The organism is Chitinophagaceae bacterium, from assembly GCA_007695095.1.
Taxonomy (GTDB): domain Bacteria; phylum Bacteroidota; class Bacteroidia; order Chitinophagales; family REEL01; genus REEL01.
Window position 1 is genome coordinate 62,236 of sequence record REEL01000118.1, and the last position, 16,053, is coordinate 78,288.

The 16,053-nt window shown below is 36.2% G+C and carries 13 protein-coding genes; 4 read left to right on the forward strand and 9 right to left on the reverse strand.

Going from position 1 to position 16,053, the window contains the following annotated elements:
- Complete coding sequence (locus EA412_08580) at nt 1-3,288, reverse strand: hypothetical protein (GenBank protein ID TVR78482.1); 3,288 nt, start codon at nt 3,286-3,288, stop codon at nt 1-3.
- Between the two features lie 191 nt (nt 3,289-3,479).
- On the opposite strand from EA412_08580, the gene EA412_08585 reads away from it, so the two are divergent.
- The gene (locus tag EA412_08585; protein TVR78483.1) at nt 3,480-4,229 is read left to right on the forward strand and encodes a 3-oxo-5-alpha-steroid 4-dehydrogenase; all 750 of its coding nucleotides are present in this window, start codon (nt 3,480-3,482) and stop codon (nt 4,227-4,229) included.
- On the opposite strand, the gene EA412_08590 is transcribed toward EA412_08585, so the two are convergent.
- Complete coding sequence (locus EA412_08590; protein TVR78484.1) at nt 4,224-4,979, reverse strand: shikimate dehydrogenase; 756 nt, start codon at nt 4,977-4,979, stop codon at nt 4,224-4,226. The two genes, EA412_08585 and EA412_08590, sit on opposite strands and share 6 nt — an antisense overlap.
- Before the next feature lie 4 nt (nt 4,980-4,983).
- Complete coding sequence (locus EA412_08595) at nt 4,984-6,054, reverse strand: DUF368 domain-containing protein (protein TVR78485.1); 1,071 nt, start codon at nt 6,052-6,054, stop codon at nt 4,984-4,986.
- A 124-nt stretch (nt 6,055-6,178) separates the two neighbouring features.
- On the opposite strand from EA412_08595, the gene EA412_08600 reads away from it, so the two are divergent.
- From EA412_08600 to EA412_08610, 3 genes are all read left to right on the forward strand, one after another.
- Nucleotides 6,179-6,769 (forward strand): DUF1826 domain-containing protein, encoded by a 591-nt coding sequence (locus EA412_08600; GenBank protein ID TVR78486.1) that lies wholly within the window; start codon nt 6,179-6,181, stop codon nt 6,767-6,769.
- A 29-nt stretch (nt 6,770-6,798) separates the two neighbouring features.
- A complete protein-coding gene (locus EA412_08605; GenBank protein ID TVR78487.1) occupies nt 6,799-7,722 on the forward strand; it encodes a T9SS C-terminal target domain-containing protein in 924 nt (307 codons plus the stop codon).
- 75 nt (nt 7,723-7,797) lie between these two features.
- Nucleotides 7,798-8,991 (forward strand): GTP-binding protein, encoded by a 1,194-nt coding sequence (locus tag EA412_08610; GenBank protein TVR78488.1) that lies wholly within the window; start codon nt 7,798-7,800, stop codon nt 8,989-8,991.
- A 29-nt stretch (nt 8,992-9,020) separates the two neighbouring features.
- On the opposite strand, the gene EA412_08615 is transcribed toward EA412_08610, so the two are convergent.
- The 6 genes from EA412_08615 to EA412_08640 all read right to left on the reverse strand — a co-directional run bounded on the left by EA412_08615 (nt 9,021) and on the right by EA412_08640 (nt 16,042).
- A complete protein-coding gene (locus tag EA412_08615; protein TVR78489.1) occupies nt 9,021-9,731 on the reverse strand; it encodes a DUF4197 domain-containing protein in 711 nt (236 codons plus the stop codon).
- 62 nt (nt 9,732-9,793) lie between these two features.
- Complete coding sequence (locus tag EA412_08620; GenBank protein TVR78565.1) at nt 9,794-10,777, reverse strand: VWA domain-containing protein; 984 nt, start codon at nt 10,775-10,777, stop codon at nt 9,794-9,796.
- A 24-nt stretch (nt 10,778-10,801) separates the two neighbouring features.
- On the reverse strand, nt 10,802-11,770 hold the full coding sequence (locus tag EA412_08625) for a hypothetical protein (protein TVR78490.1): 969 nt from the start codon (nt 11,768-11,770) through the stop codon (nt 10,802-10,804).
- A 3-nt stretch (nt 11,771-11,773) separates the two neighbouring features.
- Nucleotides 11,774-12,649, reverse strand: a complete 876-nt coding sequence (locus EA412_08630) for a DUF58 domain-containing protein (protein ID TVR78491.1) — start codon at nt 12,647-12,649, stop codon at nt 11,774-11,776.
- A 16-nt stretch (nt 12,650-12,665) separates the two neighbouring features.
- Nucleotides 12,666-13,664, reverse strand: coding sequence for a MoxR family ATPase (locus EA412_08635; GenBank protein ID TVR78492.1), 999 nt, complete (start codon nt 13,662-13,664; stop codon nt 12,666-12,668).
- A 386-nt stretch (nt 13,665-14,050) separates the two neighbouring features.
- The gene (locus EA412_08640) at nt 14,051-16,042 is read right to left on the reverse strand and encodes a hypothetical protein (protein ID TVR78493.1); all 1,992 of its coding nucleotides are present in this window, start codon (nt 16,040-16,042) and stop codon (nt 14,051-14,053) included.
- Between the last annotated feature and the right edge of the window lie 11 nt (nt 16,043-16,053).

Sequence of the window (16,053 nt, forward strand, 5' to 3'; positions counted from 1 at the left end):
CTAATTTGAAACCTCCAGTACGGAGCCATTTTCAAGAATAAGCTCACTATCCGAGCTGATTATATTTACATTTCCGGCTTTGCTCTCACTTTGTTCAAAATACATTTTACCACTTTCTATCAAAAGCATTTCCAATATATCTATATCTGCTGTAACAATTAAGTTATAAGAGTTTCCGTCCTTTTCTAATACCAACTTGTTGAAATTTAGGGTTTCTCCATAAACAGAAATGATGTTTGAACTATACGAACCATTGAAGATAACTTCTCCGTTTGCAGGTATAAATAAAGCATTTTCAGTTATCCAGTCTTCTCTTACAAACAAAATATTTTCATTATTGGCTTTTTCATAAATGCCATCTATAAGATGAACAGAACCGGTCTGAAGTTCCTGACTTTGTTGAATGATACGTCCATTTCCACTACCGGCTAAGGTTAGAGTTTGAAGCACCTCTGTGTTAGTGCCGTCAAGATAAAAGTCAAATCCAGAGTCGAGGTTGCAATTTATAATAAAATTAGAAAATTGCTGATTTATTCCATTTAATGTGGAGCTGTTATTTACAATACCACTTAGCAGAAAAACGCTACCGGCTTCCCAGCTTATTGCAGGGATTGAATTTCCATCAACAGCATGCTCATAAATACCTTCATTTTGGACAGTAATATCTCCGGTTGGAAGAAAATTTAAATGATTCATTGTCATTTCCCCGGATATATCTAATGTGCTGAAGTGAAAATCAGATAAGGCATCTGCCATGCTAAGACTTGCATCAGACTCTATAAAAATCTCATTCTCACTAGCCGTGTTGTATAAAACATCTAATGTTATTTGATGGTTATTTTGTATGATAACTGTTACTTGTTCATCACTTGAAGGGGCTGCTGTAGCCGGATAGAAATTAATCCCGTCACAAGAGCTTTCCCAATTCAACTCATTGCTCCAGGCGCCACTACTAACTGTACGGTAAATGCTTGGAGAACAATCACTATCTTCTATACAAAAGGAATGACTGGTTCCGTATCCATAATCAGCATTTGGGGCGGTCATTTCAAAAAGTAAATCACCGTTATTATCCAGAAGGTAGTAATCTCCGTCTACATTACAACTCCCGTATTGACTGCCGTGCATTCCATCTCCGTATCCATCAAAAATATTGAAAGTATAACAACCTGCTCTTAGGCAAATACTATGAAGATAAGTTCCACCTCCGGCAAGATTGGGATAAACACCACCGCTAAAGACAATCTGCTGTAAACTGTCTTCAAAATTCCAGGTAACTTCATCGCCCCAGCAATCTGTAATTACTGTTAAATCAACAGTCAGGCCTTTAAAAAATTCGAGATGCATCGTATCATTTGAAGTATTTTCATCTATTTCACCATTTGGCAAACTGGTGTAAGCAGTGAAAGTATAATCACCGACGGCAGGTAAATTCACTTGTGAAAGGTTTACACTTGTGGAACTTCCGGGCATAAGATTTCCATACCAGGTCATTTGTTGAGTACTTCCAGCTATACCATATACAATTTGCACAGAGTCTAATAATCTGTTACCATAATTAGTAATTTCAATAATTGGATTAATTACATCATTACAAACGGCTGTAGAGGGTTCTATGATTTCTGTTACGGCTGCATCGTATTCATAGACTATATTATCATCAAAGTAAAAAGTATAAAAGCCATCCGGAGCAGTTATCGGTCTGGTCATTTCTTTTTGGTTGTTACTTCTGGCAAATAAATAATACTCAATCGTGTCATTAACAGTAAAGTTGTTCTGTATTGTTGCTGTAAAATAACCTGCACTATCTGTTAATGGAATAGTGTTCCAACTTGAGGAGCCTTTAATCCGCCAGTAGCAAGTGGCTGTTTCTATGCCACTTCTATTTGTAATTTGTGAAAGTATATTAAATTCCGGTAAAAAAGCTTGCATATCTGTTATTGGCGGGTGCCAGAATCGAACGGGATTTTCTGCGGGTATTTGCATAGTAATGCAGTGAATTGCTCCACCTTGTGTTGTAAGTGGTCTTGCATCTATTGGCACGATATTGTATCCCGGCAGCAGCTCTCTATATCTTTGCACTGCGGCAGAGTCACCGGCTACATCTCCGGAGAAAGCACTTGAATAGGCAGGCATTATATAAGTGTTGTTAACAAACAAACCATTGACAAAGCCTCTTGCATCATTATTTATTTGATTACAGGAGGTTGAATAGGTTCCGTCATTTCTTCTGGGCATTCCGATTCTTTCTACTTTCAGATTTTCATTGTAAGTGGTAATTTGTGATTCAAAAACGGCAACATTATCCTCAATTCTTTGTCTGTCAGAAGCTGTTACAACAGAGGGGTATTCAGTTACAAGTATTCTGTAGTCATCCAGCAGTTTTGCATACATATCAATATGGCCGGTGCCGCCGTCACACAGCAATCTGTCTACAACAGTCTGTCCATGTAAATCCAGAATACGTTCCAGAGTGTCTCTGACTGCCTGCTGAGTCCAGCCGGGATTTCTGTCATAGGATCCGCTGCTATGGTATGCATGCCCGAAACCATCTACCATTAAATTTCCACCTTCCTGATAAATAGAAGATGTGTGAATTGGGATATCCATATAATCAGCTATAAACTGTGGTATTGCATTGTCAAATGGCCTGGAAGCGTAATACTGCATATCAACCATAGCCAATGAATCGTTTGAGCCATGGTAAAAACCCCAGGGGCCGTAATCTCTAACCCAAATTGAATTGGTGGGAGCTATCAAAAATTTATGATTTGTCAGACTCTTTCCATAGCTTGCCATATGATTGTGTATGGTATTCGTGTCAGCAGCCGACCCAACTAAAATCCATACTTCTGCTTCCTGTTGAATTGCATCCGATAAGTCTACATACAGCTTTGTTTGGTTTGTATTCCATCCCCATCGAATTAGAACTGCCTGTACCTCCTCAAACTCTCCCGGCACCGTAAATGAAGAAGGTAAAGGCCAATTGCTTCCTCCGGAACCACCTGCACATTCAGTTTGGTAATCAGCACAACAATCGCCGTAGGTTACGCAATTTGCATCACACCAACATCCTCCGGGTGCCTGATCTCCGCAATTTCCAATACAACTATTGGGTCCCCCAAAGGTAACTGGCTGACCCTGAGATTGAGTACTAAATCCTTGTTGAATCATGTTTACTTCATCCTGAGTCAGGTATTTCGGTAAATCTACTTGCTGGTTCGTTTGACCATAAAAAAATAAAGGTATCTGAAGTAGTAGAGTTATTACATAAGCACGTAAAGTCATTATTATATTAATGTTTATACAGTTAACTGATAAAAATTTAAAGCTTTAAAAAGCTATACAGAATATATAAAGCTATAAATAATAAATTAACTTTCAAAGAGGATATGCTTGATTTACAAGGAATAAGAAGATATTTAATTAATTATAATAGAGTTTTAGGCCTGAAATGCTAATTTTGATCAAAAGGAATTGTGGAAAATATTTTTGATAATTTAGTCTATATCTGGATAGCTGTCGCTTTGCTGGTTTTTCCTATTGCTTTATTTGTAAAAGCCCCATACGGAAGACATTTTGCAGGACAATTCAAAACTACCATTCAGAATAAATGGGGTTGGGTGATAATGGAAGCCGCCTCGCCGCTTTTTTTTACTTTTTTCTTTTTCTATGGAGATGTTGAGAAAACAATATTTCATTGGGTGTTATTTAGTTTATTCAATGCGCATTATATAAACCGGTCTTTTATATGGCCTTTTAGAATTCGTTCTGGAAATAAGAAAATGCCTTTATTAATAATGTTTTCCGCACTTTTGTTTAATGTAATTAATGGAACGATAAATGGCTATTTCTTAGGTCAATTGGCCACATTTGATGTTTCATGGCAACTTTATTTGTTTTATCCTGCGTTATTACTGTTTCTGAGTGGGGCAGCCATAAATATTTGGGCCGATAACAAATTAATTTCACTGAGAAAACCCGGAGAAACAGGCTACAAGATTCCAAAAGGCGGACTTTTTGATAAAGTTTCCTGTCCTAATTTATTAGGTGAATGTATACAATGGACAGGATGGGCTTTAATGGCGTGGGGTCCGGCTACACTTTCTTTCTGTATTTGGACATGGGCAAATTTACTTCCACGGGCATTGGACCACCACAAGTGGTATAAAGAAAAATTTGAAAACTATCCAAAGGAAAGAAAGGCCATTATTCCCTATCTTTTATGAGTTTGTATTATTCCAGATTTTCCAGGCTTCTTCAGCCTGTAAGTAAAGCATTTCCAGTCCGTTTTTAATTTTTGCACCTTTATCTTCAGCAGATTTTAAGAATAATGTTTTTTCAGGATTGTAAATTAAATCAAAAATGAAATGATTTTTAGAGATAAAATCTAATGGTATGTCGGGTTTTTTATTTATTTGGGGGTACATCCCCAGCGGAGTAGTGTTAATTATTAAACGATTACTTTCTATAACAGACCGATCCAGCTCATTATAAGTTAAATTGTTAGTTCCGGCTTTTCTGGAAACAATTGTAGTGTTTATATTTAAATTATTCAAAGCTAATTCTACAGCAGAGGATGACCCACCACTACCTAAAATTAAAGCATTTTCGATTTTAGCACCGGATAAAAAGTATTTTAGACTTTTCTGAAAACCAATGTAGTCAGTATTGTGACCTATAAACTTCCCTTTGACAATATTTATGACATTTACAGCCTGAGTTTTTTGAGCAGCTACAGAAAGCCCATCGAGATATGGAATGATTTCTTTCTTATATGGAATAGTTACATTCAGCCCTTTCAATCCTTTTGTTTCAAAAATCTGCTTAACTTCAGTAAGGCTTTCAACTTCAAACAGTTGGTAATGGTGATTTGGGAGCTTTTCTTTTTTAAATTTTTCAGCAAAATACTGAGGAGAAAAGCTGTGTTCGAGAGGAAACCCTATTAATCCATAAATAATCTGTTCTTGTACAGCCATATCATTATATTTTTTTGCTACCTGCGATGCGGTTTATAAAATAAACCAACAGGAACCCGACAAGCGCCAGTAAAAAGACATAGAGCGTCTCAAGATTTAGGGTGTTCGGGAGAATATTTGATTCTTGCAAAGGCTTTAAACTTCCGTCAGAAGATTCGCGCCACGAAATTGTATGTTTCCATGGCCAAACTAAATTTAGAGAACCAATCAGAAAGCCTGTTAGCACAGACATGGTAGAATAATAAAACTTTTTTAGCAGCCAGTTGAGCATTTTAGCAAAGGAAATAAGCCCGATAATGCAACCGGATGCAAAGAGGATTAATTGCACCCAGGGGATGGAACCAAAAGATTGAGCTATATGTAAAAAGTCAAATCTTCTGAGCCCGGAGAGAATCTCTTTTAAACTGTCACTGAGTGATGAAACTATTCCTATAACTTCTTCATATTTTCCCATTAATAAAAGAATATAGGAGCCGGAAACCCCCGGTAGAATCATTGCTACTATTGCAAATAAACCACTTACGAACAAATAAAAATTGCCTTCGGGAAGAGTAAATAAATTATAGGTTGTAATTAAAAAAGCAAATAATACACCCGCAAACAGTAGAGCAAACCTGAATAGATGCCAGCTTTTTATTTGCTGCATTATAACTAATGCTGAAGCGGCTATAAGGCCAAAGAAAAAACCCCAAAGATATATGCGGTGAGTATCTAATAATGAGGATATAATACTGGCAAGTGTGATAATGGCTGTAGCAACACCTAAAAGCAGCGGTAATAAAAATTTCCAGTTTATGTGCTTGAAAAAAGAGCTGAACTGACCTCTAAAAAAAAGCTTCACTGCCCTATGATCAAAGCGGTTTACGGTCTCTACTAATTTATCATAAATCCCCGTAATAAAAGCAATTGTACCTCCGGAAACCCCCGGGATTATATCGGCTGTACCCATTCCCATTCCTCTCAAAAAAATAAAGAAATGTTTCAAAATTCCCTGCATGTATTTGTTTTTGGCAAATTTAGAAATAAAAAACAGAATCCTTTCTTTTAAATGAAACGGATAAATACCACAAAGCAATTAAACGAAGCTTTGCTTTAAAATTTATGTTTTCACAAATAGGAGGTAAAAATTCAGAAAAATATAAATGCAACAATGTTGCATTTTATAAAAAAGCTTGTATATTTGCAATAAAGTTGCAGATATGAAATTGGCAAAAAAATTAAATTTAAGCTTTTTTGGAGAGCACGGATTATTCATTCAAAACCGTGAATTAGATACAATCTTTAAATTAGAAGTTCAGGAGTTCATGAAAAAGAATCCGGACACAGATTTTAATTTTTCCGGTAATATAGAAGAAATCTTGTCTGTTTTAAATTCTCAGACTGTTTTCTCTGCTTTTCCATTGTTAACGGATGATATTTGTCAACAACTGTTAGTTTTTTCTCATCTCACATCCGCAGAAAATTTTAATTTAAGACTGCAAATTGTAAAAAACAATAAGTGTAAAAAATTCCATACAGATATAACAGACTACCGCATGCTTTGCACTTACAAAGGTCCTGCTACAATTTATCTTGATCCTGAAAATATGATTACAGAAAGTCAAATTGAAAACCCTTCGCCTGACATAATTAGGTATGCTAATCAGGGCGATGTTATGATTTTTGCAGGCGCTTTGGCAGAAGGGGACTTAACTCCTGTATATCACAAATCACCGGAGGTGAGCGATGAAGACTCATACCGGCTTTTACTTAAAATAGATACGAACACTATCTCAAAATGGTATAAATAAATATTTTTTATTCATAAAAACTCAATACAATGAAACATTTACCTTTACTAATTTTATTACTGATTTTTTCTTTTCAGGGTGTCGCAACCACACCGGAGATAATTAAAAACTACGATCCTTCTCAGACAACTTTAGAGGCTGAGACTTACGACAATACTACCGGTTTTTTTACCGGACATAATGATTATGGAGATGAGGCTTTTGGTGAAAAATACTTTTTTGAAGACACAGAAGAGTTGGTTGCTATAATAGCTCACCACACCGGCATTGAAGGTTCAGCAAACAGAAACGCACATTACAGGATTACTGAAGTCGGCTCTGATGGATTACCCGGTCAGGAAATTGCTTCGGTAATGATTCCGGTTCAGGATATTCCTGTTGATGAATCAGCTTTTTTAGTCAATTTAGATAATGCCATTAATATCACAGATTCCTTTTTTGTGATTTTTGATTTGGGAGATTATTCTCATGGTTTTTTACATGATAAAAGAGTAGCGGTGATGCATACTCCTGATGGAAGCAGAGATGAAGATGACCATGTCGTTTATGGAAGAAATGTGATTAGGTGGCATGGACATGGCGGTGCAGACTGGAAGGATTACAGAACAGAAAACTTTCAAACCTATCAACCATCTGTACATTTTGCCCTTTTTCCGGTAATTATGGTAGAGGAAGCAACCACATTTGTTTCTGACATTGACCAAACATCATTCAATATTAATCTTTATCCCTCACCGGCAACAGAAAGGATAAATGTTAAATTTGAAAATGAAGTTCCTCAAAGTTTTCGTTTTGAAATTTTAGACTTACAGGGCAAAGTTATGTACCGTGGAGAAAAACAACTTGATGCTACTGAGTACAATATAAACATTAGCGAATATGCTGCGGGCAACTATATTTTAGTAGTTCATACTGATTCTTCCAGCAAAGGCTATCAGTTTGTAAAAAAATAAATTCATGCGCTGTTTAGTTCCCGGTTTAGCTTTACGCTTCCGGGAACTTTTTATTTAGACTATAATCAAAAATTTATGAAAAAATTACCCGTAACGGTATTAAGCGGATTCTTAGGTGCCGGAAAAACAACCTTATTAAACCATATTTTGCATAACAAAGAAGGACTAAAGGTCGCAGTTATAGTTAATGATATGAGTGAGGTCAATATTGATGCTAAAATGGTTGAAAATCAGGAAGTGCTCTCCAGAACAGAAGAAAAACTGGTTGAAATGAGCAATGGCTGTATCTGCTGCACCTTACGGGAGGATTTGATTGAAGCTGTTGAGAATTTGGCAAAAGAGAATCGTTTTGATTATTTACTGATTGAGAGTACTGGAATTTCCGAGCCCATTCCTGTTGCACAAACTTTTTCTTATATAGACCCTAATTTAAACATAGACTTAAGCAGATTTAGCTATGTGGATACTATGGTTACGGTTGTTGATTGTTTTAATTTTCTGAAAGATTTTGGAAGTAATGATTACTTAACAGACAGGTCTTTGACCGATCAGGAAGGGGATAGTCGCACTATAGTGGATTTACTTACAGACCAAATTGAGTTTGCAAATGTTATAGTCCTGAACAAAACAGATTTAGTGGATGAAGAAAAAATGAATTTTCTGAAAAATATAATAAAAAAACTAAATCCATACGCAGAAATTGTCTACTCAGAATTTGGGAAAATAGATATTAAAATGATACTGGATACCGGTCTTTTTGATTTTGAAGAAGCGAGTCAGTCAGCCGGTTGGATTCATGAGTTAGAAAATGAGCATGTCCCGGAAACAGAAGAGTATGGAATCAGCTCAATGGTGTATAGAAATCAGCGTCCTTTTCACCCCGGAAGACTTTGGCAGTTTATTCAGAAAGAATATCCTCCTAATATTATTCGTGGTAAAGGTTTGCTTTGGATGTTGACAAGACCGGACATAGCGATTGACTTTAATCAGGCCGGAGGATCCTCAAGAATTCAAAAAGCAGGTGTATGGTGGGCATCAATACCTGAAGATGACCGATTGCAAAATCCGGCTTATTTACAAAATGAAGAAGTAATAAAAGAAAGATGGCACCCTTACTGGGAGGACCGCATACAGGAATTAGTTTTCATAGGGCAGGACCTGGATAAAGAGCAGCTTAAAGCAAGTCTGGACAAATGTTTGGCTAGCGAATCAGAGTACAGAGCTTTTATGGATGGGCAAGCTCCGGCAGATCCGTTTCCGCAAGTGTAAGAAAAAAAGTTTGAATTAAAACTATTCTATCAGGCAAAAACTCTTCTCAATAGTTCGGTAACTCTTGCTGCGGGGTTATTTCGGATTTTTGCTTCTTCTTCGCTAATCAGATGAAAAATGCCATCTATAGCCTTATTGGTTGTGTAGTCGTTAATATCTACATTTGCCGGCTGCATGAATGGAATTTTGTTATATCTGTCCATTACCTCAGCCCAGTATCTGGTAAGCAATACTTTATCAGTAGCCTGAACAACTATAGGATTAAATCGCGCATAAAGCTGATCGGAAGTTGTGTTTCTTAAAAAATTCGTGGCTGCATTATCGCCTCCCCTTAATATACTCATGCCATCTTGTATGGTCATGCCTCTGACAGCCGCAATAAAGATTTGTCCGGCTTCCTTTGAGGCTTCTTCCGCTGCTCGGTTAAAAGCTTCTATACAACGATCTACAGCCTGATTAAAGCCAATAGCCCTTAGTTGAGTTTCTACATGCTTTGCTTCCGGAGGGAATGGAATTGCAATTACGGGATGTTTAAAAAAACCATCTCTTGCTGATGCAACATCTACCGAGTTATTAGTACCGACTGTTAATGCTTCTTTCAGACCGGCTATAATTTCCTGATTCGTCAGCCGGTTGCTGCGGTTATCACCCGAAAAATCAGTCAGAGACAATCCGCTTTCACAAGACGAAAACAAAAACATAAGTAGAATACTAAAAGCTGAAAGGCGTATAATTCTCATAATGCAGTAATTAAGGTTATTTTATCAAAGCTATTAAAAATATCCAACAAGAGGATTTTAATTTACACAGCTGTTCTGAGTAAGCTGTGACGCAAGAACCAGTCCAAAACTAAAAAGCCTAAAGCAATCAGTAAAAAAGGAAAAAATTCCTCGGAAGTTGAGCGTATAATCTGAACATCTATTGTTGTTCTTTCCATTCTGTCAATTTCTTCATATATTTCTGACATAGACTCTTCATCAATAGCACGGAAATATTTTCCTCCCGTCATTTGAGCTATTTGTTTACAGAGTTCTTCATCGATTTCAACCGGTACGTCTCTGTATTGAACACCCATGGGAGTTTGGAAAGGGAAGGGAGCAGTCCCTTCCGAGCCGACACCAATTGTATATACCCGAATTCCTTTGCTGGCAGCAATTTCTGCTGCAGTAAGCGGGTCAATAAATCCTCTGTTATTAACACCATCAGTCAGCAGAACCACGACTTTTGACTTTGCACTACTGTTTTTAAGTCTGTTTACGGAAGTAGCTAAACCATCTCCTATTGCTGTTCCATCCCTGAGAAAGCCAATATCCACTTTATCGAACATTTCTTTTAAATAAGCATGGTCAGTTGTTAAAGGAACCTGGGTGAAAGCTTCTCCGGCAAAAATCACCAGCCCAATCCGGTCTCCTTTTCTTAAATCAATAAACTCATAAGCCAGATTCTTAGCCGCTTCCAATCGATTCGGCTCAAAGTCTTCAGCAAGCATACTACCTGAGATATCCAGTGAAATTACGATGTCAACGACCTCTGTGGATACATTTCTTTCTTCTAATAAACTTTGTGGTCTTGCCAAAGCAGTTATGAGCAATAAAAGACCCAAAAAGCGTAAAATAACCGGAAAATGTAATAGCCTTACTCTAATGCTTTTCCCATGTTGAGAAATTGAGGGAATATTAGAAACATTGAAAAAAGCTTTCTTTTTGCTTAAAAATAAAAAGTATAAAAGCAGCCATATGCAAGGAAGTATTCCCAGCCATAAAACTTCAGGGTTTGCCCATTCCAAATTTGTAAATGGAATATTCATTTGCTAACTGTTTTTTTCTTTTTGGTTTTGATTTTCTTCACCTTTCTTATCTGTCTTTTTCTCTTTGGGCTTTGTGTTTTCAACTATATAAAATGCCTGATCCATAACTTTATCGCAATCATTAACAGAGGGTATTCCCTTTGCAAATTTTACGAAATCAGCCGTTCTTAACAAAGATGCCAGACTGAGTTGCAACTTTTCTTCATCTGTTACTCTTTGAAAGCTGCTAATTATCTCCGGTGTTGTTAACTCAAGCGCATCTATTTCAAATCTTTTTTCCAGATAGTTTCTCGTAATATAAGACAACTCAGAAAAATATAGTTTAAAGGACCCTTTAGCCGGATAATCTTTAAGCCGCAAGGCCGTAAGCATTTCAATAGCTTCTTCGTAAGGAGGCTTTTGTGGAATTATTGGTTCCACTTTTTTAACCGGTTTTCTTTTCCTGTTTTGTAAATAATATACTAAAAAGCCTAATGCCAGGAGAATTATTAGAAGCCCAATTAAGAAAAACAAAATATCCCAAATAGCCCATGAGATGTTTAAAATATCTTTTATTGGCCGGTGACCATCTTCAAGCTCAATTTCTGCTAAGTAAACACTGACTAAACCTGCTTCTGACTTTATAGTGTCTGAAATGCGGTTATTATTATCATAAACATAAAAATCTACCGGTAAAATTATGTGATGCCCTGTATCAAAAGCTATCAACTGTAGTTTATGTGAAAAAATTACAGAGTCAGCTCCTTTATTTTTTTGTCCAGATTCATGATTTAGCAATTCAAGCGGTAAAAATAAAGTATCCCAATAAGGAGTAGATAAGCTGTTTCCCTTTGGCAGTGTTTTTTCAAAATGTAAATCTACGGCTTCTCCAATTTCAATTTTTGCACTATCTATGTGCAGACGGACGCTTTGTTTTGCCTCTGAAACGGAAAGGCTAAAAATAAATATGAATAAGGGAAGTAATTTTTTCATACTTTATCTGGTCCTGTCCCTGTTTTTAAAAAATGCATGCAGAGCAGTTATATAAGACTGCCCGGTATTTATTTCTATAAGCCCGGCACCGCTTTTTCTAAAAAGGCTTCTAGTTTTATCCTGATGTTCCAAAAAGGCTGCTTTAACTTTTTTACGAGCTTTTTCAGAAGCTGTATCAAACCAAAAATATTTGCCGCTTTCTAAATCTCTCATTGGCAGTAAACCGGCATTGGGCAAATCATATTCAAAAGAATCATTGACTTTTATGCCTACAACATCGTGCTTTAAGGATGCAATACGAAGCGGGTCTTCATAACCTTTGTCAAAAAAGTCGGAGATAATAAAAATTATGCTTCTTTTTTTCATCCAGTTTGCGGTATGTTGCAAAGCATTTTTAATAGCTGTTTCTTCAGATTTTGCCTGTAAGTAAAGCATTTCTCTGATTAAGCGGAGTATATGTTTTCTGCCTTTTTTTGGAGGTACAAATAAATCTATATCTTTTGAAAAAAATGCTGCACCCACTTTGTCATTATTTTGTGAAGCTGAAAAAGAAAGCGTAGCAAAGAGTTCTGTGATAATTTCTTTTTTGGTTAAAGTGGTTGTGCCAAATAAATTAGAGGCACTTAAATCGATCAGAAAAAATACATTTAGCTCTCTCTCTTCTTCGTAAACTTTTACAAAAACCTGATCGAGTCTTGCCGTTACGTTCCAGTCGATGTTTCGGATGTCATCCCCGTACTGATATTCTCTTATCTCGCTAAAAGACATACCTTTTCCCTTAAAGGCACTATGATACTCTCCGGCAAAAACCTGATTGGAAAGACCTCTGGTCTTTATTTCTATTTTTCTGACTTTTTTTAATAATTCACTTGTGTCCATTCCCGTAGTTTTTTAATTAAGGAACTTCTACCCTGTTCAATATTTCTGTAATGATTTTATCGGAATCTATGTTTTCAGCTTCTGCTTCATAAGTTAGCCCAATTCTGTGACGCAAAACATCATAAGCAATCGCCCGCACATCTTCCGGAATTACATATCCGCGGGTTTTTATAAAGGCATGCCCTTTGGCAGCCATAGCCAAACTAATAGTTGCTCTTGGAGAACAACCGGTTTGGATTAAATTTTCAAGATCGTTTAAGTGAAAATCTTTTGGTCGTCTTGTCGCATTGACAATATCCAGGATGTAGTTTTCGATTTTTTCATCCATATAAACATGTCGCACGGTTTCTCTTGCTTTTAAAATTACTTCCGGCTTAACAACCGGATTTATAGGCAGAAAACCTTCCGATACATTTCGTTTCATCACCTTTCTTTCAGATTCTCTGTCCGGGTAGTCTATTTTCACTTTTAGCATAAATCTATCCACTTGTGCCTCCGGTAAAGGATATGTACCCTCCTGTTCTATCGGGTTTTGAGTGGCCATTACCAAAAAAGGTTCTTCCAATGGAAATGTTTCGTCACCTATAGTTACCTGTTTTTCCTGCATGGCCTCAAGAAGAGCACTTTGAACTTTTGCCGGTGCCCTGTTAATTTCATCAGCTAAGATGAAGTTTGCAAAAACGGGCCCTTTTTTCACTTCAAAAGTTTCATTTTTTCTACTGTAAATCATGGTACCGGTAAGGTCTGCCGGCAACAAATCGGGTGTGAACTGCAAGCGCTTAAAACTTACATCAGTAGCTGCTGCAAGTGATTTAATTGCCAGGGTTTTTGCAAGCCCCGGAACGCCTTCCAATAAAATGTGTCCATTTGTAAGCAATGCTATCAACAGGCGGTCGAGCATAAATCGTTGACCTACAATTGCTTTTTCCAGTTCAATTTGTAGTAGTTTAATAAATTCGCTTTCTACTCTGATTTTATCATTTAACTCATTGATATCAATACTTTGCTGCTCCATATTCTATGTATTTTTTTAGGCTTTGCAAATTTACTAAAGGTAAACTAAAAAAAATATACGCATATTGTATGTTTTCAAGGGTTATAGCGATTTTTTTAGAAAAATTTGATACTTAAAGCCACTAAGCTAAGATGTTTTTATACACTTTTGGTATTCCTTTGAAAAATTGTTTTTTCAGTCTTAGTCTAAATGAAATTTTCTTGTTTGTGTTTTTCGGTTTTTTATGAAATTTTAAAAAGTTTTACACTGTATAGAAATATAAGTCTTAAAGTATAAAACTAGTATTTGAAAGCTATATGCCTATGTGGTGAAATCGCTTAAGAAAATTAAAAAAAGTGAGTATGTAAGTTAAAACGCGAACTCCAAAGGCCGGACTATATATCTTATCAATATTTTAAGTGCAGAAATTGCTGGCCGGAGACTTTGTCTGTCAAAACATTATCTATATATGGCTGAAAGGAATTATCAATTTCTATTCCACGGTCTATAAGTAAAAAGTCAATATTCTTTACCTTTATAAACTGCATTTGATAGTCTGCTAAATCATCTTTTTTAAACTCTACTGTTTGCTCATTTAAAAACCGTGCGAAGGGACCCCGTTGATTAATTGTTTCTATTCGATTCCTTTCTAATTCAGTTAACCCTACTTCATTTATTTCATAGGGATTATTGAGTACAACTCTAAAATAACCGGTTTTATAAAGTGCTAAATGGTTAACAGCACCTCTGCCCCCGATTTGCGACCAGAATCCAACTGCATTTTGCCGATTTACAATAACCCCAAATATTGGATTGTGCTCCGGATTTTCATTTAAAACATCTATTATCCCATGTACATATTCCGCAGAAAAACGCTCATTTGCATCTGCCAGTCGAAGTGAATGGTTTCTGTCAAATACAATTACAGAAAGTATTATAAAAATTACGACAAAAATACGGGTGCTATGCCTGAGAAGTGGATTTTTGAAAAAAAGAAAATTATTTTTATCGACAGATACTAAAAAGACTAACAGCAAAATGTTTAGTAACATGACTGCGGGCATATAAAAAAATTGAATGGAATCCGGAATTACATTTACAAGTGACCAAAAAAGTAATCCGGTGAAAAAAAGAAAGGAATAGAAAACAATTATAAAGCCATGCTGAGCAGGAATGGAAAGGATTTTTTTAAAGGCACTTTTATTAAAAAACATAGTGACTGCCGGAACCAGATAAAGGATATACAATACAAATATGCAAAAGATTGCTCCGATTATAATTTTTAAAATTCGGGTGGGCTGTTCAATTAAACCCGTAAGTATTGTGTTAACATCAAAGCCCCCGGTAGCCTGTGTTTGGGCATTCAAATAATAAAAACCAACTAAGATTAAAAAAAGTATAAAAGGTGTAAATATTAAAATGGCGGTATTTTGACGTTTTTTTCTCAAAAAATAGAACAAACCCGTTAAAACCATTGCAGAGAAAACTGCCGGCATATTCGCAATGTTGATGATTGGCAGCATTAACAATGGAAGATAAATAAATCGACTGGAATTCAGCGCCAGTAATACAAACCAAAGAAAGAACAATGAAGTTGTTAAGGCTTTAATATTGAAACCCATTCCATAAACGAAAGCTTCAATTTGCGGAACAATAAAGGTTAGCGGAAAACCATGAGCGAAAATGAATAAGGGTGCAACAATCTGAAAAAACAAATGGCCTTTCAGTGTTCTAACTATTGCAATAAGACCTACTGCTAAGACTATTGCTAAAATACTGTGACTGTAAATATACATGGATTCCAAAGCGGGGATTCCAAAATAAACAATTCCGGGAACGGCTAACCAAAGTTCAAAATAATGATATGGAACAGTATTCATTTGCTCCTCAGGAAGCATGGGGTTCAGCAAGTTGGTGGTTGTTTCTATGCCCGGACTAATCAGGTTATTTACATATAAAGCGTAGTGCATGTAGTCACCATGCGGAAAATTATTCAAAGGTGTATTGTAAAACGATAATGCTTGCACAGTCCAGATAAACAAAACAACCAAAAACAAATATCCCGGTGTTTTGAAATCGGTATTGCCCAATTTATTTTTAGGCAGAAAGCTTTCAAAATTAATAGCCGGTTTTTTACTAAAGCCGTTTGTTTTTTGATAGACAGCAAGTAAAAAAAGGGGTATAAAAAGCAAGTGGATGGTATTTCCGCCGGTATAAAACACAGAAAGAACAAAAATCAGGGCTATCAGTCCGTATATAAGCTTTGAAAAACAGCTAAAAAAAGCATCTCTTTCAGGTTTTTTTTCATGAAAAATCATGAATAATGCATTTCCGGTGACGTATGTTACAAGAATGCTGATAAAAACAGCTATAAAAGAATAAAAATCTAAAAGTTCCATCAGCTAAAGGG

Bases quoted from the DNA above. Each gene is read 5' to 3' on its own strand.
- EA412_08640 (TVR78493.1), bottom strand. From the start codon at position 16,042: ATGGAACTTTTAGATTTTTATTCTTTTATAGCTGTTTTTATCAGCATT.
- EA412_08625 (TVR78490.1), bottom strand. From the start codon at position 11,770: ATGAAAAAATTACTTCCCTTATTCATATTTATTTTTAGCCTTTCCGTT.
- EA412_08580 (TVR78482.1), bottom strand. From the start codon at position 3,288: ATGACTTTACGTGCTTATGTAATAACTCTACTACTTCAGATACCTTTA.
- EA412_08630 (TVR78491.1), bottom strand. From the start codon at position 12,649: ATGGACACAAGTGAATTATTAAAAAAAGTCAGAAAAATAGAAATAAAG.
- EA412_08600 (TVR78486.1), top strand. From the start codon at position 6,179: ATGAAATTGGCAAAAAAATTAAATTTAAGCTTTTTTGGAGAGCACGGA.
- EA412_08635 (TVR78492.1), bottom strand. From the start codon at position 13,664: ATGGAGCAGCAAAGTATTGATATCAATGAGTTAAATGATAAAATCAGA.
- EA412_08590 (TVR78484.1), bottom strand. From the start codon at position 4,979: ATGGCTGTACAAGAACAGATTATTTATGGATTAATAGGGTTTCCTCTC.
- EA412_08615 (TVR78489.1), bottom strand. From the start codon at position 9,731: ATGAGAATTATACGCCTTTCAGCTTTTAGTATTCTACTTATGTTTTTG.
- EA412_08610 (TVR78488.1), top strand. From the start codon at position 7,798: ATGAAAAAATTACCCGTAACGGTATTAAGCGGATTCTTAGGTGCCGGA.
- EA412_08605 (TVR78487.1), top strand. From the start codon at position 6,799: ATGAAACATTTACCTTTACTAATTTTATTACTGATTTTTTCTTTTCAG.